The 20,371-nt window shown below is 46.0% G+C and carries 22 protein-coding genes and 1 pseudogene; 12 read left to right on the top strand and 11 right to left on the bottom strand.

What is annotated here, in order from left to right:
- Positions 1 to 34: 34 nt before the first annotated feature.
- A complete protein-coding gene (locus HMPREF2626_RS05925; RefSeq protein ID WP_141744594.1) occupies positions 35 to 718 on the bottom strand; it encodes an RluA family pseudouridine synthase in 684 nt (227 codons plus the stop codon).
- 294 nt (positions 719 to 1,012) lie between these two features.
- On the opposite strand from HMPREF2626_RS05925, the gene galE reads away from it, so the two are divergent.
- Together galE and HMPREF2626_RS05915 are read left to right on the top strand one after the other, a co-directional pair.
- The gene (galE, locus tag HMPREF2626_RS05920; RefSeq protein ID WP_070618703.1) at positions 1,013 to 2,029 is read left to right on the top strand and encodes a UDP-glucose 4-epimerase GalE; all 1,017 of its coding nucleotides are present in this window, start codon (positions 1,013 to 1,015) and stop codon (positions 2,027 to 2,029) included.
- Positions 2,030 to 2,062: 33 nt separating this feature from the next.
- Positions 2,063 to 2,431, top strand: a complete 369-nt coding sequence (locus HMPREF2626_RS05915) for a hypothetical protein (RefSeq protein ID WP_070618701.1) — start codon at positions 2,063 to 2,065, stop codon at positions 2,429 to 2,431.
- Positions 2,432 to 2,546: 115 nt separating this feature from the next.
- Here the strand turns inward: HMPREF2626_RS05915 and HMPREF2626_RS10355 are convergent, their stop codons facing one another.
- The 3 genes and pseudogenes from HMPREF2626_RS10355 to HMPREF2626_RS10285 form a co-directional block, all read right to left on the bottom strand.
- Entirely contained in the window at positions 2,547 to 2,957 is a 411-nt protein-coding gene (locus HMPREF2626_RS10355; RefSeq protein ID WP_256374738.1) for an NAD(P)/FAD-dependent oxidoreductase, read from the bottom strand.
- 51 nt (positions 2,958 to 3,008) lie between these two features.
- Positions 3,009 to 3,737: pseudogene (locus tag HMPREF2626_RS10350) on the bottom strand (FAD/NAD(P)-binding oxidoreductase); the annotation flags it as partial.
- A 42-nt stretch (positions 3,738 to 3,779) separates the two neighbouring features.
- Positions 3,780 to 3,905 carry an FAD/NAD(P)-binding oxidoreductase gene (locus tag HMPREF2626_RS10285; protein WP_070618698.1) on the bottom strand — a complete coding sequence of 42 codons (126 nt, stop codon included), beginning with the start codon at positions 3,903 to 3,905 and terminating at the stop codon, positions 3,780 to 3,782.
- A gap of 146 nt (positions 3,906 to 4,051) precedes the next feature.
- Here HMPREF2626_RS10285 and HMPREF2626_RS10140 point away from each other — a divergent pair, with 146 nt between their 5' ends.
- The 7 genes from HMPREF2626_RS10140 to HMPREF2626_RS05875 all read left to right on the top strand — a co-directional run bounded on the left by HMPREF2626_RS10140 (position 4,052) and on the right by HMPREF2626_RS05875 (position 9,327).
- A complete protein-coding gene (locus tag HMPREF2626_RS10140) occupies positions 4,052 to 4,219 on the top strand; it encodes a hypothetical protein (RefSeq protein WP_168162715.1) in 168 nt (55 codons plus the stop codon).
- Positions 4,220 to 4,222: 3 nt separating this feature from the next.
- On the top strand, positions 4,223 to 4,720 hold the full coding sequence (locus tag HMPREF2626_RS05900; protein ID WP_083294367.1) for a GNAT family N-acetyltransferase: 498 nt from the start codon (positions 4,223 to 4,225) through the stop codon (positions 4,718 to 4,720).
- A gap of 178 nt (positions 4,721 to 4,898) precedes the next feature.
- Positions 4,899 to 5,837, top strand: a complete 939-nt coding sequence (locus tag HMPREF2626_RS05895; protein WP_070618695.1) for a metal ABC transporter solute-binding protein, Zn/Mn family — start codon at positions 4,899 to 4,901, stop codon at positions 5,835 to 5,837.
- Positions 5,838 to 5,925: 88 nt separating this feature from the next.
- A complete protein-coding gene (locus HMPREF2626_RS05890) occupies positions 5,926 to 6,666 on the top strand; it encodes a metal ABC transporter ATP-binding protein (protein WP_070618692.1) in 741 nt (246 codons plus the stop codon).
- Positions 6,659 to 7,537: a metal ABC transporter permease gene (locus HMPREF2626_RS05885; RefSeq protein WP_070618689.1), complete on the top strand. Its 879-nt coding sequence runs from the start codon at positions 6,659 to 6,661 to the stop codon at positions 7,535 to 7,537. Before HMPREF2626_RS05890 ends, HMPREF2626_RS05885 begins: the two co-directional genes overlap by 8 nt.
- Entirely contained in the window at positions 7,537 to 8,628 is a 1,092-nt protein-coding gene (locus HMPREF2626_RS05880) for a metal ABC transporter permease (protein ID WP_070618686.1), read from the top strand. Before HMPREF2626_RS05885 ends, HMPREF2626_RS05880 begins: the two co-directional genes overlap by 1 nt.
- Before the next feature lie 102 nt (positions 8,629 to 8,730).
- A complete protein-coding gene (locus HMPREF2626_RS05875; protein WP_070618683.1) occupies positions 8,731 to 9,327 on the top strand; it encodes a DUF4230 domain-containing protein in 597 nt (198 codons plus the stop codon).
- A gap of 69 nt (positions 9,328 to 9,396) precedes the next feature.
- Here HMPREF2626_RS05875 and gcvPB read toward each other — a convergent pair whose 3' ends face one another.
- From gcvPB to HMPREF2626_RS05845, 6 genes are all read right to left on the bottom strand, one after another.
- A complete protein-coding gene (gene gcvPB, locus HMPREF2626_RS05870) occupies positions 9,397 to 10,887 on the bottom strand; it encodes an aminomethyl-transferring glycine dehydrogenase subunit GcvPB (RefSeq protein WP_070618680.1) in 1,491 nt (496 codons plus the stop codon).
- Positions 10,887 to 12,251, bottom strand: coding sequence for an aminomethyl-transferring glycine dehydrogenase subunit GcvPA (gcvPA, locus tag HMPREF2626_RS05865; RefSeq protein ID WP_083294366.1), 1,365 nt, complete (start codon positions 12,249 to 12,251; stop codon positions 10,887 to 10,889). The genes gcvPB and gcvPA overlap by 1 nt, the downstream gene beginning before the upstream one ends.
- An 86-nt stretch (positions 12,252 to 12,337) precedes the next feature.
- Entirely contained in the window at positions 12,338 to 12,703 is a 366-nt protein-coding gene (gcvH, locus tag HMPREF2626_RS05860) for a glycine cleavage system protein GcvH (RefSeq protein WP_070618677.1), read from the bottom strand.
- Positions 12,704 to 12,796: 93 nt separating this feature from the next.
- Positions 12,797 to 13,909, bottom strand: coding sequence for a glycine cleavage system aminomethyltransferase GcvT (gene gcvT, locus HMPREF2626_RS05855; RefSeq protein WP_070618674.1), 1,113 nt, complete (start codon positions 13,907 to 13,909; stop codon positions 12,797 to 12,799).
- A gap of 247 nt (positions 13,910 to 14,156) precedes the next feature.
- The gene (locus tag HMPREF2626_RS05850; RefSeq protein ID WP_083294365.1) at positions 14,157 to 15,449 is read right to left on the bottom strand and encodes a putative glycoside hydrolase; all 1,293 of its coding nucleotides are present in this window, start codon (positions 15,447 to 15,449) and stop codon (positions 14,157 to 14,159) included.
- Positions 15,439 to 16,056: a YkyA family protein gene (locus HMPREF2626_RS05845; protein WP_070618671.1), complete on the bottom strand. Its 618-nt coding sequence runs from the start codon at positions 16,054 to 16,056 to the stop codon at positions 15,439 to 15,441. The genes HMPREF2626_RS05850 and HMPREF2626_RS05845 overlap by 11 nt, the downstream gene beginning before the upstream one ends.
- A 195-nt stretch (positions 16,057 to 16,251) precedes the next feature.
- Here HMPREF2626_RS05845 and HMPREF2626_RS05840 point away from each other — a divergent pair, with 195 nt between their 5' ends.
- The 3 genes from HMPREF2626_RS05840 (at position 16,252) to HMPREF2626_RS05830 (ending at position 18,742) form a co-directional block, all read left to right on the top strand.
- The gene (locus HMPREF2626_RS05840) at positions 16,252 to 17,181 is read left to right on the top strand and encodes an alpha/beta hydrolase family protein (protein ID WP_070618668.1); all 930 of its coding nucleotides are present in this window, start codon (positions 16,252 to 16,254) and stop codon (positions 17,179 to 17,181) included.
- A 63-nt stretch (positions 17,182 to 17,244) separates the two neighbouring features.
- Positions 17,245 to 17,940: a zinc metallopeptidase gene (locus tag HMPREF2626_RS05835; protein ID WP_070618665.1), complete on the top strand. Its 696-nt coding sequence runs from the start codon at positions 17,245 to 17,247 to the stop codon at positions 17,938 to 17,940.
- Between the two features lie 85 nt (positions 17,941 to 18,025).
- The gene (locus tag HMPREF2626_RS05830; RefSeq protein ID WP_070618662.1) at positions 18,026 to 18,742 is read left to right on the top strand and encodes a DUF975 family protein; all 717 of its coding nucleotides are present in this window, start codon (positions 18,026 to 18,028) and stop codon (positions 18,740 to 18,742) included.
- Positions 18,743 to 18,831: 89 nt separating this feature from the next.
- Here HMPREF2626_RS05830 and glnA read toward each other — a convergent pair whose 3' ends face one another.
- A complete protein-coding gene (gene glnA, locus HMPREF2626_RS05825) occupies positions 18,832 to 20,175 on the bottom strand; it encodes a type I glutamate--ammonia ligase (RefSeq protein ID WP_210382799.1) in 1,344 nt (447 codons plus the stop codon).
- Positions 20,176 to 20,371 lie beyond the last annotated feature (196 nt).

Below are 20,371 nucleotides of genomic sequence, written 5' to 3'. Positions count from 1 at the left end.
TTAAAAAGAGGTTGGAACTTTTGTCCCAGCCTCTTTAAATCTTGCTGAGATCAAATTCTGTCCAAATCCCGCTTGCAGGCGGCAGGGATTGGATGCTGAGGGGTTCTTTTTTGACGGGGTGGATGAATTGGACTTGGTAGGCCCAGAGTGCGATCTGTTGGCCGACTTGGTTGACAGCCGCCCCGTATTTTTGGTCACCGTAGAGGGGATGGCCCAGATGCTGCATCTGAACGCGGATCTGGTGGGATCGTCCTGTCTGTAGTTGGATGCGCACTAGGCTGAAGTCTTGGCTTTGGTCGAGGACCTGGTAGTTGAGTTGGGCTTTCTTAGCTTGTTTGTGTTGGGGGGAGACGACATAGGATTGGTTTTTTCTCTTATCCTTCCACAAGTAATCGGTCAATTGCCCGGAATCTTTCCTGGGATGGCCGTGAACGACAGCGAGGTAAGAGCGGTCGATAGCCCGACGTCTGAGAGCGTCCGATAGTCGGCTGGCCGCTTTGGAAGTTTTAGCGAAGATAATCAGTCCTGCTACCGGTCGGTCCAAGCGATGGACTAAGCCCAGGTAGACATTGCCTGGTTTCTCATCTCTTTCTTTGATAAATTGTTTGTAGAAGGTCAGTAAGTCGAGATCTTGGCTGTTATCCGCTTGGACGGGCATATTGGCGGGCTTTTCCACAATGAGTAGGTGGTTGTCTTCGTAGTAAATTTTGGCTTGCACACGCGTTCTCCTTTCTTGGAATTTACCTCCATTGTATCATTAGCTTCCTGTAAAAAGCTAAGGTCAGGTCTTTTGGGAAAAGTCAGGTCCTTTTTTTAAATAACAAAATATTTTTGCAAAAATCTGTCCCAAAAGTCAGTCTTGATATTTAGTTCACGAACTATAGCTGTTTGACGCGCAGCGAGTTACAGATATAGTATGCGTTAGCTGGTTTAGGCCTAACTGACTTTTGTCACACTCTCGTCATGTGTTATACTTACTAGTAAGAATAAGCGTTAAGGAGTGACGAATAAGATGGCAATCTTAGTGACAGGTGGGACAGGCTACATTGGGTCTCACACCAGTATTGAATTAATCCAAGCGGGTTATGAGGTAGTAATCGTTGATGACTATTCCAATTCCAAGCCAACTGTCTTGGACCGGATTGAGGCTTTAGCTGGTCAGCGCCCAAGTTTTTATTGCATTAATGTCTTAGACAAGGAAGCTTTGGGTCAGGTCTTTGACCAGCATGAGATTGAGGCAGTGATCCATTTTGCAGCCTTTAAGGCAGTTGGGGACTCTGTAGCTAAACCACTAGAATATTATGAGAATAACCTGGGTGGTCTGCTGTCAGTACTTCAAGTGATGCGCCAACACGATGTGAAGCGAATTGTCTTCTCTTCTAGCGCCACTGTTTATGGGATGACTAATCCTTCGCCTCTAACAGAGGACCTGCCTGTTTCTGCTACCAATCCCTACGGCTATACCAAGGTTATGAATGAGCAAATCTTGAGTGACCTCTATACGTCTGATGCCGAGTGGTCGATCCTCCGTTTGCGTTACTTCAATCCTATTGGTGCCCATGAATCAGGCATGATTGGGGAAGATCCTCAGGGGGTGCCTAATAATATCATGCCTTATATCACCCAAGTGGCCATTGGCAAGTTAGACCAGCTCCATGTTTTCGGTGATGACTACAATACCCCAGATGGGACAGGCGTTCGCGACTATATCCATGTGGTGGACCTGGCTAAAGGACACGTCGCAGCCGTTGCCTATGCCCTGGGCCATACTGGCTTGGAGACCGTCAACCTAGGTCGGGGACAGGGCTATTCTGTGCTGGATTTAATCCATACCTTCAAAGAGGTCAACCAAGTCGACATTCCTTATACGATTGATGACCGCCGCCCTGGGGATGTGGCGACTTGTTACGCTGATGCGAGCTATGCCAAAGAGCTCTTTGATTGGGTGGCAGAGAAGGACTTAGCAGATATGTGCCGGGACTCTTGGCGCTGGCAAGAAAAGAATCCCCAAGGTTTTGGCCAAGATTAAAGCGGAAGTTTGCGCTAGAAAGTAGGTTGGTTGATGGCAGAAGAACATTCCCCTAAAAAGAAGTCTCTTCTTTATCTAGGCGGGTCCCTGCTTGCCTTACTTGGTCTTTATCTTTTCTTCCAAGGGACAACGCCTGACTTGAGCGCGGATCCCGACAATCCCTTGGGCCTGACCAAGACGGCGGATGCCATTAAGCCCCGCGTAACTTATTCAGCGACGCCTATCATCGATCCCTCAGCCTTGACGCCTGAGTTCGACCTCAAAGAGCTAGACCCAGACCAGGTGGATCAGCAAGAAGAAGCCGCCATCCCTCCTGAGCTGCCGCCGACGATCGATCAAATTGATAAGCCTAATTTAGATCAATTAGAAGCAGACTATGAAAGAAAATTCGGTCGACCTTAAGCTTGACATATAGATAAAAAGGCTGCCCCTTAACCAATCTTGGTAGGGGCAGCCTTTTTGGCTCGGCCTTCAGCAGAAGGTCCGATTTTATTTGGCTGACTTTTGTCATATGCTCTTAGAATAGGAGCTTATCAGCGCCACCGATCTTGTAGTCTAAGGCAGCCATAGCGAGGACATTGAGATAGTGCCATGGGCGGTCAAAGCGTGGCATAAAGTGGATGTCAGCGAGAGCTAAGTCTTCGAGAGTCCATCCCGAAGCAATAGCTATTGATAGACCTGTGATGCCATCGGTGATGTCTTCTTTAGACATTAATTGTCCGCCGAGAATGCGGTGGTCATCGGCATCGTAGTAAATCTTCATAGCAACTTTGCCTTCTTTGCGCATGAAGTCAGGATACAGGGGTTCTTCAACATAGCGAGAAGCCACTTGTCCTTGGTATTGGGCAGCGCTAGCGGCCTTGAGACCGGTAGACACGAAATTATAACCAAAGAGGGAGAGGGCTGAAGTCCCTGTGAGTTCAGGCATTTTAACCTTTTGGCCCATGGCATTCAGAGCGGCAACGATCCCTTGGCGTCTAGCAATGGTTGCTAAGGAAATATTGACTTGTTCGTGGGTTGGCGCAAAGGGGACGCAAGTTGAATCTCCGCCCGCATAGACATCAGGAGCAGAGGTCTCAAGGTATTCATTGGTGACAATGAAGCCCCGTTCGTCCATTTCTAAAGTGCCTCGCAGCCACTGGTCATCTGCCTTCACGCCTGCTGCTAGGATGACTGTATCGGCAGGATAGGTCGCTTGGTCAGTGACAACGGCTTTGACCTTACCGTCTTCGCCTTCAAAGGCTTTAACCGTTTCGGCGGGACGGAAGTCGAGGCCGTGATGCTTGGAAGCGGCTTCGAGTACATCAGTAAATTCTTTGTCGAGAGATGTTGCTAAGAGACGGTCTTGCATATCGATCACGGTGACTGGAATTCCTGCTTGGGCATAAGCTTCAGCCACTTCAATACCAATATAGCCCCCACCGATGATAACAGCTGATTGGCAGCCTTCCATTTGTTCTTTGACAGCGGCTGTATCTTCTGGGCCACGGAAGGTATTGATATTCTCGAGGTCAATCCCTTCGATTGGAGGTTTCACGGCATAGCCGCCGGGACTGAGCAAGAGTTTGTCATATGAAACACTGTGCTCGCCTTCTGTATCCTGAACCGTAATTGTCTTCTTATCGCTTTGGATGGCGACAACATCACTGTTGCAGTGAATATGAATCCCCTGGGCACGATAAGATTCTTCGTTGGCAAAGTGTAATTCATCTAATGAATGAGAGGTCCCCTCTACATAAGATTGGCTCCCTCAACCCATAAATGAGGCAGAATCGCCACGTTCATAGAGGTGGATTTCTGCTTCTGGTTTTTGTTTTAAGAGTGTTTGAACAGCTTCATAGCCAAAATGGGAAGTTCCCACTACTACATATTTCATTAATAAATCCTCCAATTCAATTTTTAATTTATAACGATTACAATTATAAGCAGAGAGATTGAGAATGTCAAATAAAGGAACTGCTAAAGAACTTTGTCAGCTTGTGATTTTCTTGGTAAAATATAAGTAGAAAAGGAGATGGTTAGATGTCAACTGATCAAGACAAGAAGTATGAAGAAATGCCAATCGAAGAACCTGATAAACAGGACGGTTTAGAGTGCGGTGTTTGTGCAGATACTAAGTACCAAGCAGTGACGAGTGAAGAAGACTTCCAAGCCTTGCTTAAGGCCTTGAATGTTGATAAGGATGCCTAGACTATGGCAGAAATCTTGATTCGTCCGGCTTGCCAAGAAGATGGTGACCGTTTAGCTGCTATCTACCGGCCCTATGTTGAAGAAACGACGATCAGCTTTGAATACCAAGCTCCAGATGCAGAAGAGATGGCCCAGCGCCTAGCAGATATCCAGGCAGCAGGCTATCCTTATTTGGTAGCTGAGTATGAGGGGGAGATTTGGGGCTATGCCTATGCCCACCCTCTAGGTGAGCGCGAGGCCTTCAAGCACAGTGCCGAACTGAGTATCTATGCGGACCGGCAAGTTCCCGTCAAGGGCGTCGGTTACCGTTTATTCCAGGCGCTTGAAGCAGCCCTTAAAGCCCAAGATGTCGTCAGTCTTGTAGCTGTGATCACAGCCTCTAATAATCGAAGCATCGCCTTCCACGAACGCCAGGGCTTCAAACAAGTAGGCCTCTTACCCAAGGTAGGCTACAAGTTCCAAGAGTGGTTAGATACAGCATATTTATATAAGGAACTCTAAGCTCAGAGTTCAGTGAAACAGGCTCAATAGCGGGCCTGTTTTTTTGTCTGATCGGTTGAATCTATTTTCATGTATTTATCCGCAAAAAGAGCTTGAGAATTAATCTCAATTATATTATAATGTTCCTGTAAACTTTATTTTAGATTAACCTAAAAAATATAAAAAGGGGGACTTTATTTTGTCTAAATGGTTAAAAACACTGGGGCTCCTCGTGGTCGGTGTCTTTGTCTTAAGCGCTTGCTCTAAGGGCTCAGACCAGCAAAAGAGCCAGGCTGAGGGCGGTAAGTTGAATGTTGTCGTCACCACATCTTTCTTAAATGATATGGTTCAACAATTAGCTGGAGATTATGTTTCGAGCAATATGATTATTCCTGCTGGGGAAGACCCACACTTGTATGAAGCTAAACCGCAAGACTTAGAGAAGCTCAAAGGGGCGGAACTTTTGATCTATCATGGCTTGCACTTTGAAGGAAAAATGGTGGATGTCTTAGAGCAACGTGGTAAAGCGGTAACTGCTGACTTCGATGAGAAGGCCTTGGGGAATATGGACCAGGATGGCGAAACCATTGTTGACCCACACTTCTGGTTCGATATTGACCTCTACAAGCAAGCAACAGAGAAATGTTCTGCCTATCTGATTGAGGCCCTACCTGAACATAAGGAAGCCATCGAAAAAAATACCGCAGCTTATCTCAAACAATTGGATGACTTAGACCAGGAAAACAAGGAAAAAATTGCGGGTATTCCAGAAGCCCAGCGCTATTTAATTACACCGCATGATGCCTTTAACTACTTCTCCCGCCGCTACAACATTCCAGTGAAAGCGCCACAAGGTGTGTCAACTGATACTGAAGTGGCCAATAAGGATATCGAAGATACAGTGAACTTCATTGTAGACCATAAGATTAAAGCCATCTTCTCGGAATCAACGACAGACCCTGCCCGGATGAAGAAGCTACAGGAAGCCTGCAAGGCGAAGGGCTTTGACGTGAAAGTAGTCAGCGGCGAAGGTCAAGAGCTCTTCTCAGACTCATTGGCACCAGTCGGTCAGACCGGCGATAACTTCATCGATATGTACCGCCATAATGTCGACTTAATTACTAACAACCTAAAATAAAACCACTAAGGGCTGGAAATAGGAGGATTTTGAAGCTTCTCCTAAAACTCCAGCCTTTTTATCCAAGGATATATGAGGAGGAATTTGAATGAGTCAAGCAATTATAAGTGTTAACCACCTAACCATGGCCTACCATGAGAAACCGGTGCTATGGGATGTCAACCTAGATATTATAGAAAATTCAATTACAGCCATCATTGGGCCGAACGGGGCCGGGAAGTCGACTTTGATTAAAGGCATTCTGGACCTAGAGAAAACCTTGTCAGGCCAGGTGAAGATTATGGGCCAGGACTTTAAGGACGTCCACAAAAAAATCGCCTATATCCCGCAGACCTCTTCCGTTAACTGGGACTTTCCAACAACTGTTGAGGATGTAGTCCTGATGGGGCGCTATGTCCACCTGTGCTGGTTAAAACGGCCGAGCCAAGCGGACCGCAAAAAAGCTGACCAAGCTCTGGCTATGATAGGATTATCAGACTATAAAAAACGGCAGATCTCCCAGTTATCGGGCGGCCAGCGCCAGCGGGTCTTCATTGCCCGGGCCATTGCCCAGGATGCGGATATTTACTTTATGGATGAACCGCTTGCTGGTGTCGACAAACGGACGGAAAAAATTATCATTGATTTCCTCCGGGATGCTCAGAGCCAAGGCAAGACCAGTATTGTTGTCCATCATGATTTGAACACTATCCGCGACTACTTTGACCACCTGGTTATTTTAAACAAGAAAGTGATTGCCCAAGGCCCAGTTGACAGCAGCTTTACGGCGGAGAACTTAGTCAAGGCAGACATGTTGGCCAGGGAAGTGGCAGGTGTTTACCATGCTTAATTGGGAAATTATAAGCTCTTATTCTTTCTTGCTGATTGCGACGGGAACCTTCCTGTTAGCTAGTGCCGCTGGTGTTGTCGGCTCCATCTCAGTACTCAAGGGCCAATCCCTCATTGGGGACGCCATTGGCCACGCTGCCTATCCGGGTATTGTCCTCGCCTTTATGATCTTTATGGTGCGCGACCCTCTAATCCTTCTCTTAGGGGCGATGGGGACGGGGATTTTAGCCTTTGTTTTAATCCAATTGGTCAACCGCCAGTCCAAATTGCGTCTGGATGCCGCCCTGGCCGTCACCTTGTCTTCCTTCTTTGGCCTGGGCATGGTCTTAAAGAGTTATATCCAAGGTCATCCCGAGTATGCCTCGGCTTCCCAGGCGGGCTTGAAGAATTATATCTTCGGCCAGGCTGCCTATATCATGGAAGACGATATCAAGTTGATCTTGGTGATTGCCATTTTGTCTCTCCTACTTTTTGCCCTCTTTTATAAGGAAATCAAAGTCTTTATTTTTGATGAGGTCTATGCTAAGACTATCGGCTACCGGACCTCGCTTATGTATGGGGTGATTATGGTGATGACTATGTCGATCATTGGGGTAGGGCTCAAGTTAGTGGGGACGATCTTAATTGCCTCTCTCTTAATTATTCCGACCATTACCGCCACCATGTGGTCTGACCGCTTCCATGTTGTCCTCCTCTTAGCGGGCTTCTTTGGGGGCTTGTCGGCTGTGGTGGGGACCTATTTTTCAACCCTCTACAACGGATTGTCAACCGGTCCAACCATCATTGTGGTCATGACCTTATTTTCCATGTTCTCGATGGTCTTTGGCCGGAAGGGAATGTTGCGTCAAGCCATTGAAAGGAGTAAATATTAATGTCCAGTCTTGAAAACTTTATCTCCCTATTGTTGGCTAACCAGGCCAGTCTCTGGGTTCTAATTGTCACAGCAGTGGCCTGTGCCTTGATTGGCGCTTTCCTTGTTCTAAGACAGTTATCCATGGTCTCAGATGCCATTTCCCACTCGGTTCTCTTAGGGATTGTCTTGGCCTTCTTTATTACCGGAGATCTCCGGTCACCGCTCTTAATTGTAGGAGCAGCTAGCTTCGGCCTCCTCATGGTCTGGCTAACGGAGCTCTTGGCCCAGTCACCCTACATCAAGGGGGACGATGCGGTAGGGATCATCTATCCTTTCTTCTTCGCACTCGCTGTTATTTTGATCACTCGTTATGCGGGCAATGTCCACCTGGATACTGACATGGTCTTGATGGGTGAGGTGATCCTAGCCCCTCTTAATACTATTTCTGTTTTTAATTTCGAAATGCCCAAAGCCTTGTTCGAAATGGGCATTCTTATCGTCCTCAACCTGGCCTTTATTGTCATCTTCTTCAAGGAGTTAAAAATCACGACTTTCGACAAGCAATTTGCCCATATTGCAGGTTTTTCAGCGGGTATCTTGTCTTATAGCCTCATGGCCTTGTGCTCCTTGACAACGGTTGTGGCCTTTGACGCGGTAGGGGCTATTCTGGTGGTTTCCTTCCTGATTGCACCTGGTGCTTCGGCCTATCTGATTGCTAAGGATCTCAAGGTGATGCTGGCCCTATCAGCAGGTTATGGGATTATGAACGCTGTCTTAGGCTATGTTCTATCGCTCTACTTCAATGTCTCCATGTCTGGGATGACGGCGACTATTGCCGGCTTAACCTTCCTCCTGACCTTCTTACTGAATCGAAAGGGCTTGATCACTTCCTTGGTCCTAGCTTATAGCCAACGAAAGGAAATCAAGCGGGCCATCCTCTTACAGGGGGTCAAGAGCTCCCAGTCCATTAATCCCGCCTTGCCGACTGAACAAGTGGATTACCTGGTCCAAGCCGGTTATATCACTGCAGAAGCGGGCGGTAAGTATCGCCTAAAAGACCAAGGACGGGACTATCTGGCTGACTTAGAAAGAAAATATGGGATCAGCTAGGTCCTGGGGCTGATTTTTACTGGAATGAGGATTTTTTGCTTTGGACAGCTCTAAAAAGAGTGATAGAATGAATGCGAGATTATCAAGCAAAAGAGGTGGCATATGCGCTTAAGCAAAAAATCGATAGGAGCTTCTATCCTTGCGGTGCTTATCTTGCTAGGGCTAGCTTTTGGTCTAGGCCAGCACTATAGTGTAGCCGGGGATGAAGACATTACGTCTGAACTTGTCGGCAACCGCTTAGAAGAAGCTAAAGAGCTAACGACTAGTAAATATTTCTATACCAATACCGGTGCTTATGAGAATGATCGTGAATTTTACGGGCTGAAACTTCCTTTCACCAATAAGAAATTTATTGTTTCTTATGATGGAATTATCCACGCTGGGGTTGACTTAGCGGAAGCGGATATTTCGATCAATGGGGATAAAATCCAAGTCAAACTGCCCAAAGCCAAAGTCCTTTCCCATGAAATTGATTCGGATTCGGTCAAGGTCTTTGACGAGGAAGCTAGCATTTTCAACCAAGTTAAGGTCGAAGACTACAGCAAGTTTTCCAATGAACAAAAGAAAACAGCCGAAAAAAAGGCTGTGGATAAAGGTTTACTTGAGGAAGCAGAAAAGCAAGCCCAACAGGCCGTTGAAGACTTGCTCAACATGGATCCTGAAATTCATGAAAATTACCAAGTAGAAGTCCGCTTTTAAAATGAAAAATCAAAATAAAAGGAGCCTGGCCTAAGCCAAGCTCCTTTTTATGATGATTTGCTCATCACTTTATTTGTCTTCTGTTTCTAATTGGTCGAAATCGTAAGTCACAACAATCTTCCGAGCTGCGAGCGCTTCGTCTAAGCGGGCAACAGGGGTATTGTGTGGGGCGGTATTTACAACTTCAGCGTTTTCTTCAACTTCCTTAGCAATCTTAATCATGACGTCGCAGAAGTGATCGAGTGATTCCTTGTGTTCGGTTTCGGTTGGTTCGATCATTAAGCATTCATGAACGATTAATGGGAAGTAAGTCGTTGGAGCGTGGATGTTGTGGTCTAAGAGACGTTTGGCAACATCTTTCGCATTGGCGCCCAATTTCTTCTGAGGCGTACAGTCAATAACAAATTCGTGCTTACAGTGCTGTTTGAAGGGAACATAATAGTAGTCTTCCAGACGGGCCTTGAGGTAGTTAGCGTTAAGCACCGCATCCTCTGAAACTTGGGTTAAGCCTTCGCCACCATAAGTTAAGATATATGCCCATGCCTTCAAGTTAACGCCAAAGTTACCGAAGTAAGCTTTCAAGCGGCCATAGGAATCTGGATAGTTACTGTTAAGCACATACTGGTCGCCTTCTTTTTCGATCCGAGGAACGGGCAAGAAGGGGGCCAATTCTTTCTTAACCCCGATTGGGCCAGAACCTGGGCCACCGCCACCGTGTGGACCTGAGAAGGTCTTGTGGAGGTTTAAGTGGACGATATCGAAGTCCATATCTCCTGGACGGGTATGGCCTAAAATGGCGTTAGAGTTGGCACCATCATAGTAGAGTAAGCCGCCAGCTTCATGGATAATTTCTGCGATTTCAAGAATATCGTGTTCAAATAAACCAGCTGTACTTGGGTTGGTAATCATCATCCCAGCGGTATCTGGTCCTACTGCAGCTCGCACAGCATCGACGTCAATAGTCCCTTCAGGATTTGATTTAACTTCAATCACATTGAAGCCACCAATCGCAGCTGTAGCAGGGTTGGTCCCGTGGGCAGAGTCAGGGATTAAGATATTACGGCGCTGTTCCAGTTCGCCATTATGGTCATGATAGGCCTTGATGGTTAACATCCCAGCCCATTCGCCGTGGGCACCAGCACAAGGTTGCATGGTCACTTCATCCATACCAGTGATGAGCTTGATCATTTCTTGGAGTTGATAAAGGACTTCAAGAGAACCTTGGGCTGTTTCGCTTGGCTGGAGTGGGTGGACTTGTGCGAAACCTGGTAAGGCGGCAAGAACTTCATTAATTTTGGGATTGTATTTCATGGTACAAGAGCCTAGAGGATAGAAACCAGTTTCCAAACCAAAGTTACGGTTAGAAAGTAGGGTGTAGTGCCGTAATAATTGGAGTTCTGAAACTTCAGGTAAGCGTGCTGCTTCTTTACGGACGAGATGGTCAGGAATATCTTGGCTTAAATCATAGTCCTCAACGTCATTTTTAGGGAGGCTGATGGCCCGACGTCCTGGACGAGAAATTTCAAAGATTGTTTGGTTATATTCAGTAGATGCAGTCATTATTTCGTCACCTCCACGAGAGCTTCAACAAAAGCATCGATCTCTTCTTTTGTTCTCTTTTCAGTAGCGCATAGAAGGACGGTATTATCTTGGCCGTAAACATCAGAAACGTCATAGCCCCCAACAAAACCTTTGTCTAGGAGGGCTTTGTTGACTTCTGCAACGGGTTGTTTTAAATCAACAATGAACTCATTAAAGAATGCGCTTTCATTTAAGACGTTAAAACCTTCTGCTTTGAGTGACTTGGCCAGATAGTGTGCCTTGTTGATATTACGTTTGGCCATTTCGATAATGCCTTCCTTACCCACAGCAGACATGAAGACAGCTGAAGTGAGGGCCATAAGACCTTGGTTAGAAGACATATTAGAAGTAGCTTTTTCACGGCGGATATGTTGCTCGCGTGTCTGCATGGTCATGGCATAACCACGTTGACCATTGGCATCAAGGGTTTGCCCAATGATACGGCTAGGTAACTTACGCATATACTTCTTAGTGGTTGCAATGTAACCGGCATGTGGTCCACCAAAGGACATTGGAATGCCGAATGGTTGGGTATCGCCGACTACAATATCCGCTCCTAGGGCACCAGGGCTTTCGAGGACAGCTAGGGCTAATGGGTTAGCTGAAACAACCAAGAGGGCCTTAGAGCCTTCCATCAGGTCTTTAATTGCTTTGAGGTCTTCGATTGAGCCGAGGAAGTTTGGATATTGGACAACAATAGCACCTACCTCATCAGCTGAGAAGGCTTCTTTTAACTTATCGAAGTCTGTGACATCACCCTTAAGTGGGATGTCTTCAACCTCATAATCCATACCGTAGCCATAGGTGTGAAGGACCTCACGACCTTGTGGGTGGACTCCCATTGAAAGCAAGACTTTGTTACGTTTGGATTGTTTCGTTGCAAGGTTACAAGCTTCGCCTAGAGAAACAAAACCATCATAAGTGGAGTCGTTAGTAACATACATGCCTGTCAGCTCAGCCAACATGGTTTGATATTCAAAGAGGGCTTGGAGCTCCCCTTGGCTGGCCTCCGGTTGATAAGGTGTATAGGCAGTTAGAAATTCTTGGCGTTGTGTGATAGAATTGACAACAGCAGGAATAAAGTGATCATAAACTCCTGCGCCAAGGAAGTAGGCATAGTCATCGGCGTTTACATTCTTAGCTGCGATTTCAACAGCGTGTTTTTTCAATTCGCTTTCGGTGAGCGCTTCTGGCAATTGCTTAAAGGCTTCTTTGACCGAATCTCTAACGGAGGCTGGAATATCTTCAAAAAGCTCGTCAACGCTTTTTGCACCGATGGTTTCAAGCATTTCTTTCCGGTCCTCTTCGGTAACCGGTAAGTAGCGGTGTTTGTAATCTGACACTAGATTCACATCCTTTGTTTATAGATTATAGCTTTTTTAAAGAAAACGGGTTCAGTGGGGCTGAACCCGTTACTTTTTAGAAGGGCTTATTCAGCAATGAACTCTTTGTAAGCTGCTTCATCCATGAAGTCAGAAGTATCTACTTCATCTTCAGCTTCAATAACAGCAATCCATGCATCTGCTGGTGATTCATTCATGAATTCAGGCTCATCGTCTAAGCGTTCATTCACTTCGGCAATCGTACCATCTACTGGAGAATAAACTTCAGAAGTTGATTTAACAGATTCAACAGATGAGAAATCTTCTTCTGCTTCAACTTCGTCGTCTACATCAGGAAGTTCAACGTAAACAATTTCTCCTAATTGTTCAACCGCATAGTCAGTCAAGCCGATACGAACTTTTTTGCCGTCAACTTCGATCCATTCGTGTTCTTCAGTATAAAATTTAGCCATTTTCCTTGCCTCTTTCTATAAAATATTTATCACTGATTAAGTGACACTTACATTGTATAATAAATTTTTAACGAACTCAATAAAACGCTTTAATTAGCGACGTAACCAGTCTTTCTTGCAGACAAGAGCAGGAACTTGTTTTTTACGCACTTGGATAAGGACTTCGTCTCCAAATTCAGTTGCTCCCTTGTCGACAATCATATAGCCGATAGCCTTGCCGAAAGTAGGTGACTTGGTACCTGAAGTAACAAAGCCAATTTCGTCGCCGTCCTTGTTGTAGACGGTATAGCCTTCACGGGCGATCCCTTTACCTGTTAATTCAAAGCCGCGTGATTGACGTTTTTGTTCGCCTTCTTTTTGCGCTTTTAGGTAGTCTTGGCCGATGAAGGGAACTTCTTTATCTACTTTAACGGCGAAGCCAATACCGCCTTCAAGAGGGTTGATATCTTCGGTTAGGTCTTGGCCATACAAGCACATGCCGCCTTCTAAGCGAAGGGTATCCCGGGCACCGAGGCCGCATTCTTGAATACCATATTCTTCACCGGCTTCAAGTAAGGCCTTCCAGAGGTCAGCTGTGTCTTCCCATTTGAGGTAAAGTTCAAAACCATCTTCCCCTGTATAACCTGTCCGTGAGATCATGACATGGTCAATACCAGCGACTGTTTGATCATCTAAGAAGTGGAAAGCTTTGATGCTGTCAAGATCGGCATCGGTTAATTTTGCTAAAACATCTTGGGCTTTTGGACCTTGGATTGGAATTAAACCAACTTGATCTGAAATATCAGTGATTTCAACTTGACCGTCATTGTGTTCATTTAACCAAGCTAAGATTTTTTCCTTATTGGCACCGTTAGGGGTGACCATGAATTCATCTTCAGCCTTACGGTAGTTAATGAGGTCATCTAGGGTGCCTCCATCTTCCTTAACCACAGCTGTATATTGGGCTTGGTTTACCGCACACTTGCTGATATCATTGGTGATCAGGGAATTGAGGAAGTTTTCTGCTTCTTCCCCCTTGACGATGATTTCTCCCATGTGTGAGGTTTCAAATAAGCCAACCTTATTCCGTACGGCGTGGTGTTCATCGATTTGGGAGGTAAATTGGATAGGCAAAGCCCAGCCCCCAAAATCGGTGAGGTTTAATCCTTTTTCCACATAATAATCGAAGAGTGGACTATGTTTAAGTCCTTCTAAATTAACGCTCACTATACGTTTCCCTCCTTAAATTTATTAACCAATTAATAGTTACAAGCTAATACTATCATAAAATAAAACGCTTTCAAAGCTTTTTGTCCTGAGAGATGAGAAAGTAATTGATAGCAAATGTGAGAAAAGGCTGAGGCTATAAGCTTTTCCCTTTCAAATTTATTTGAAAAAAGAAATGAAAATGCTCCAGTCATTCTTGGAAAAGAAGTTTGACTGGAGCATTTTCATTGTTTCGATCTGTAGCTGCCTATTTATAATCGACATTAGGATTATATTCGTTAGCTGCATTCCAGAAGAGGTATTCATTGACCCCGTGTTCGGCAAGGGCGTCGATTTGGTCTTGGTAGGCTTGGGCGTCGTATTCTTTATAATTGCCTGAACCTAGATAGGAAGCGGTAAAGGCTTGGAGCCATGGACGGACAATTGGTTTATCCTGGACGGCATCCAATTGATCCAATTCTGCTTGGGTATAGATGTCTACGACCTTATAAGGTTCCAAGTCAGGAGCAGCTAGACCGAAGTCACCGTTGTTCCAGTGGCTTGGATAAATCATAGCCGAGATCGCATCGACCTGTTCGGCAATATCGTGGTAGTTTTGACCGATACCTGGAGCACTCCCAGTGGTTGTTACATAGCCGAAGATATCAGCTGATACATTGACGCCATAAGGTTGGAGGGCATCGTGGGCATAGGCTAGGAAATCTGTGATGGCCTTTTGGCGGGCTTCGATACTGTCCTTGCCATATTCCACATAGTCCCCCATATCGTATTCTAATGAGGTGCCGAATGTTTCAAAGCCTTCAGGGAAGCGAACATAGTCGAATTGGATGTCCTTGAAACCAGCTTTGGCTGCGGCCTGAGCGACATCCACAATGTAGTCCCAGGTCTCTTTATTGTATGGGTTCAGGAAGGTTTGCCCGCTGGCGTCCTTCCAAATCTCACCGTTAGATCGTTTGAAACTCCATTCAGGGTGTTCTTCAGCTGCAAAGGTGTCCTTGAAGGTGGTGATCCGAGCAATTGGATAGATTTGCTTCTCTTCAAAAATTTTCATCATTTCTTTGACATCGAAGGTTTGGTCAAGGAATTTACCAATCAAAGGATTATCGGATTCCAGAGGGGTTGTGATTGAGCCCCAGTCTGATTTGACATCAATAACGACGGAATTTAAACCGCTATTGTCGATTAAGTTAATATTGTCTTGGAGGAGCTGGGGCGTCCCCATGCCAGTTGCTGACAGGTAGATCCCTTTAACTCCTTCTTTAGGATAGGCAATGTCGACGCCACTATCCACATAGAAACGGGAGGGGAGGGTAGCAGGACGACCAATCAGCTTTTGGTCATAAATTTCTAGATCAGTTGTGCTGACCTCTGCCTTCTGATAGTCGGTGTTGCCAGCAGAGGAGAAGACATTACGGAAGAAAAAGATCCCTAAGAGGGCGACGACAACCAGTCCTAAAAGACCAGCTGTGATGATCTTCCAGGTGGTGGTTTTGCTTTTTCTAACTTGTTTTTTCTTATTTTGTGGGCCTCTATTTGCCATTGTCGGCCTCCTTTCTTTGTTCGCTTAATTGGTTGAGGGCTTCTAAGGCATCTTCGCTAGCCTTTAGCTTGTCTTGGGCCTGGCTGTGGAATTGATTAATTTCCTTCATTCCGCCCTGGAAGGTCTCAAAGTTGGCGTCTTCAGATTTTAGCGACTGGTAATAGTCCGTCTCCTTATCGAGCATCTGGCGGTAGCTATCGAGATAGGCGGATAGGTTATCAATGACAGTCTGGGCAGGTTCGGCCACATCGGTATGGGCATAGGCCGCCTCATCAGATGAATTCTTGCCTTCTTCTAGGGCCTGCATGCTTTGACTAAAGTCATCAAAGGCTGCTTTTAATTGCTCATAGTTTTTCTCCCGGTAGGCTAGGTTTTGCTGAGTCTCACTTCCACGCTGGCTTAGCGTTTTTAGACTTTCATCAGCTGCAATATCATGGTCGAAGGCTTCCTGCAACTTGTCTTCACCTACTTGGAGATGGTTAAGCGAGCTAGTCATTTCACCTGCTGAATCGTATAGTTTTTCAACGCTTGCTTCTGGGCTGTTAGAGCAGGCTCCTAATAAGAGAAGGCTAGAAGCTGCTAGCACCCATTTCAATCGTTTCTTCAAAATCTTCACCTCATTAAAATTTTATAAAAATGCATATCAGTTATTAAGTATATAAGAAATTCCAGTCATTTAAAAGTGAAAAGTGTATTCTGCTAGCTTTCTCCTGTCCGATAGTCAAAAATCCGTCTTAGGACGGTAGAAGCGGCTAGAAAAGATCCTTATAATTGAGTCAAAATATGCAAAGGAGTTAAAATTATGGGAAAACAGTCAGCCAATCAAAAACGTTTGTGGCGTTTGGCCTATGCGGCAGCTTTGGCGGGCCTCGGTTATGCCTACCATGCCCTGAGTCAAGGGCGGAGTGTACGTAGTAAAATGCTGCATGATGGCCATAAGCTTGCCCAGTTTAAAGATTATTGGCAGGATGGCGACCTAATTAAAGAAGAGCTCATCCGAGAGGCTAAGGACTTAGGGGATGGCCTGCTAAGTTCAGATCAAGCGGCGCGTTATAATATGGATCTGAAGCAGACTTCGGCTGGGGCTTATTATGAAATGATTAGTCCAGCTAGGCAAAAGGGCCCTGCCCTTATCTATTGGCACGGTGGAAAGCGGGTCCAGGCTGTTTCTGATCGGGAGTGGTATTTCTTAAAGCAGCTGGTTGATCGCTTGCAGGTGCCCTGCTATATTCCGATCATCCAGCCCCTAGCTCTAAGCCATTTAAACGAAGAGGTAGACCGCTTGACGGCTCTCGTCCAGGACATCTTAGTGAGCGAAGACTTGCCCTCTTTCAACTTTCTTGCCAGCGATTCAGGAGCCCTTTTCGCGCTAGCTCTGGTTCCACGCTTTAAAGAGCCATTGGAGCGCCAGGTTCTCTTATCGCCTTGGCTAGCGGCCCCCAGTGAGAGCCCAGAAGAAAGTCTAGAGGACCAGGCAATCAAGTCCCTCTTCGATACACAAGCAGCGAGTCGTCTCCTTGACCAGACCGATTTCAGCCAAGTCGCGCCAACGCGTTTTATTGTCGGCACAGCGGATAGTGAGCAAGCTAGCAGTCTGAAGACCTACCAGCGTTTACGGGCTAAAGCTGTGCCAAGTCAGTTCTACCGTTTTGACTTGATGGCGGCCGATTTCTATCTTTATCCCATGCCTGAACAGGAGGAAGTCATGGAATTGCTAGAAGAGAGTTTGTAAGAGTCGTTATATGGCTCAAAATTCGTTATACTAGTAGAGAGATTGATGAAGGAGTGATTGCGGATGATTTTTCCATTTTTTGACCGAACGATTATTCTTGTCCTGATTGGGATGGGGATTGCTGCTTTAGCCAGCGCTAATGTGAATCGAACTTTTCGTAAGTACAGTAAGTATCAGAATGAACGGGGCTTTACAGGACGTGAAGTTGCTGAGTATATTCTCCAAGAGTCAGGGATCCAGGATGTCCAAGTCGAAGGGGTGGCTGGAGAGCTGACGGACCACTATGATCCGAGAGGCAAGGTGCTTCGCCTGTCAGAACCGGTCTATAACCAAAGCTCGGTGACGGCTATCGGGGTTGCCGCCCATGAATGCGGCCATGCTGTCCAGGACGCCAAGGATTATGGCTTCATGCGTTTTAGGGAGCGCTTAGTCCCAGTGGTTAATTTTGGTTCGAGCGCTTCCTTTCCCATCCTGATGTTAGGTGTCCTATTTGGGATGAATGGCTTTTTGATTAAATTAGGGATAGCGCTCTTTGCTTTGACCCTGGTCTTCCACCTGGTGACCCTACCCGTTGAGTTCAATGCCTCTAACCGGGCCTTGACTATCTTAGAGGAGGGACAGATTCTGTCGTCAGCTGAGTTACCTTATGTGAAGAAGACCCTTCGTGCCGCAGCTTATACCTATGTGGCTGCGACCCTGGCCAGTGCCCTCTCCCTCTTACGGGTGGTTCTCTTATTTGGAGGCAACCGCGACAATTAGGTATGTTTACTCTTAGAAATAAGCCTTAAGACGGAAGCCATCAGGGGGTGAATTTGCTACAGTAAGTTAAAAAGGAGGTTCTAGAGTGGAAACAGCTGATATTAAAGACCAGGCTAAAGCGATCATGCAGGCGGACTGGCCGCGTTATGTCATGATTACCATCGCCTATATGCTCTTGACAACTTTTTTAAGTTCAGCCCCTGCTATTTTTTGGCCCTTTGGTTTAATTTTTTCATTTTTCTTATACTTGCTGGTTCAAGCATCTTCCGTCGTCTACCGGCAGATTTTTTTAAATGATTGGCGAAATGAGGAGATTAAGCTAGGGCAGACCCTATTGAATCCCTTGATTCAGAATTTTTGGCGGTACGGGATGACCAAGATCTTACAGTATATGTATATCTTTTTCTGGTCTTGCTTACTGGTCTTGCCTGGAATTTACAAGGCCCTCTCTTATAGTATGGTGACCTTTGTTCTGACGGACCAGGATGATCTCGCTTATAATGATGCGATTCGGGAGAGTGAGCGGCTGATGCAAGGGCATAAGTGGGCCTATCTATGCCTGAATTTGCGCTTTTTAGGCTGGGATGTGGCTAATCTTCTCTGTGCGGGTTTGCTGACGGTTTATGTGCTGCCTTATCGTAGCTTGGCACAGAGCCAATTCTATTTGACTTTAGTTGAAGCTAAGGGACGGACCGGGCAAGCAGATCGTGCGCAATTTGCTAAGGCGGCTGATCCAGATTCAGGTCCTAGCTTTCGATCAAGAGCTAACAAGGTGCACGAAGAGGACTGGGACGATTTTTAAAAACTAAAAGAGTACAATGAAAAGCCATCAACACTGGGGAACAGTCCCTTTTGTTGATGGCTTTTTATTAGTTTTAAAATTTCTGAGCTCTAATAGGCTTGGAAGTAGTGGTCTAATTCCCACTGCGAAACTTGCATGGCATATTCGTTACATTCCAAGCGTTTGCTAGAAATAAAGTTCTCGGTAATGTGCTGGCCAAGTGAAGCCTTAACCACGTCATCGATTTCCAGTTCGTCAAGGGCATAGTCGAGGGTCATCGGTAGTTGCTCGATACCTGCTTCAGCTAGTTCGCTCTCGGTCATGCTGTAGATGTTACGGTCGGTTGGAGCGTCAGGTTGGAGTTCGCGGTCAATTCCATCCAGGCCTGCACCAATTAAGCTGGCCATGATTAAGTAAGGGTTGGCTGAGGGGTCAACTGACCGTAATTCAATCCGGGTAGAATTTCCGCGAGCAGATGGGATGCGGACTAGGGGTGAGCGATTCTGTTGGGACCAAGCAATGTAGACAGGCGCTTCATAGCCAGGAACCAAGCGTTTATAGGAGTTAACGATAGGGTTGCCTACCGCCGTAATGGCTTTGGCATGGTCGAGGATACCGGCCATGAATTGGTAAGCCGTCTCTGAAAGACCGAGCTCATTGTTAGCATCATAGAAGGCATTGCCCTGGTCGTTGAAAAGAGACATGTTGCAGTGCATACCTGACCCCGCGATGTTAGCAACAGGTTTAGGCATAAAAGTAGCGTGCATATTGTGTTTGCGAGCGATACTCTTAACGATTAGCTTAAACATTTGGATCCGGTCACAGGCTGTTACCACGCTGTCGTACATGAAGTCTATTTCATGTTGACCAATCGCTCCTTCATGGTGGGAGGCTTCTACTTCAAAGCCCATTTCTTCAAGGGTTAGAACAATATCGCGCCGGCAATTCTCGCCAAGATCGACGGGAGCTAGGTCGAAGTAGCCACCGTGGTCGTTGACCTGGGTAATCGGTAGGCCGTTTTCATCACGCTTAAAGAGGAAAAACTCGGCTTCTGGGCCCAGGTTGAAGTCGGTAAAGCCCTTAGTATTCATCTTAGCTACCATGCGTTTTAAGTTGCCACGTGGATCACCGGGGAAGGGGCTGCCATCGGGGAGGAAGATGTCACAGATTAAGATGCCGATGTGCTTGCCCGATTCGGTGGTCCAAGGAAAGATCATCCAGGTATCTAGGTCAGGAATCAGATACATGTCGGACTCCTCGATACGGACAAACCCCTCAATGGAAGACCCATCGAACATCATCTTGTTACTCAAGACCTTCTCTAACTGGCTGATTGGGACTTCAACGTTTTTTAAGACGCCGTTGACATCGGAGAAGGCGAGGCGGAGGAAGTGTACATCTTTTGCTTCGGCTTCTTCACGGATTTGATCAGCTGTAATCTTTGCCATAAAAATACTCCTATCTCTTGTTTGTTCCTTTTTACCACTAACAATGAATTCATTATGAAACATAAGACAAAAGAATGCAATAAATAATTCACATATTTTGTCATAAAATGTAACATCATAAAAGCTATGAGTGCCAAATTTCTTTGATTGAGACGCTGGATGAAGTTATAAAGGGCTTTAGCGTGATATAAGCTTACAGATC

The organism is Aerococcus sp. HMSC062A02, from assembly GCF_001809535.1.
GTDB lineage: Bacteria > Bacillota > Bacilli > Lactobacillales > Aerococcaceae > Aerococcus.
The sequence above is the reverse complement of the archived record's forward strand: the minus strand, read 5'-3'. Positions and strand labels throughout refer to the sequence as shown.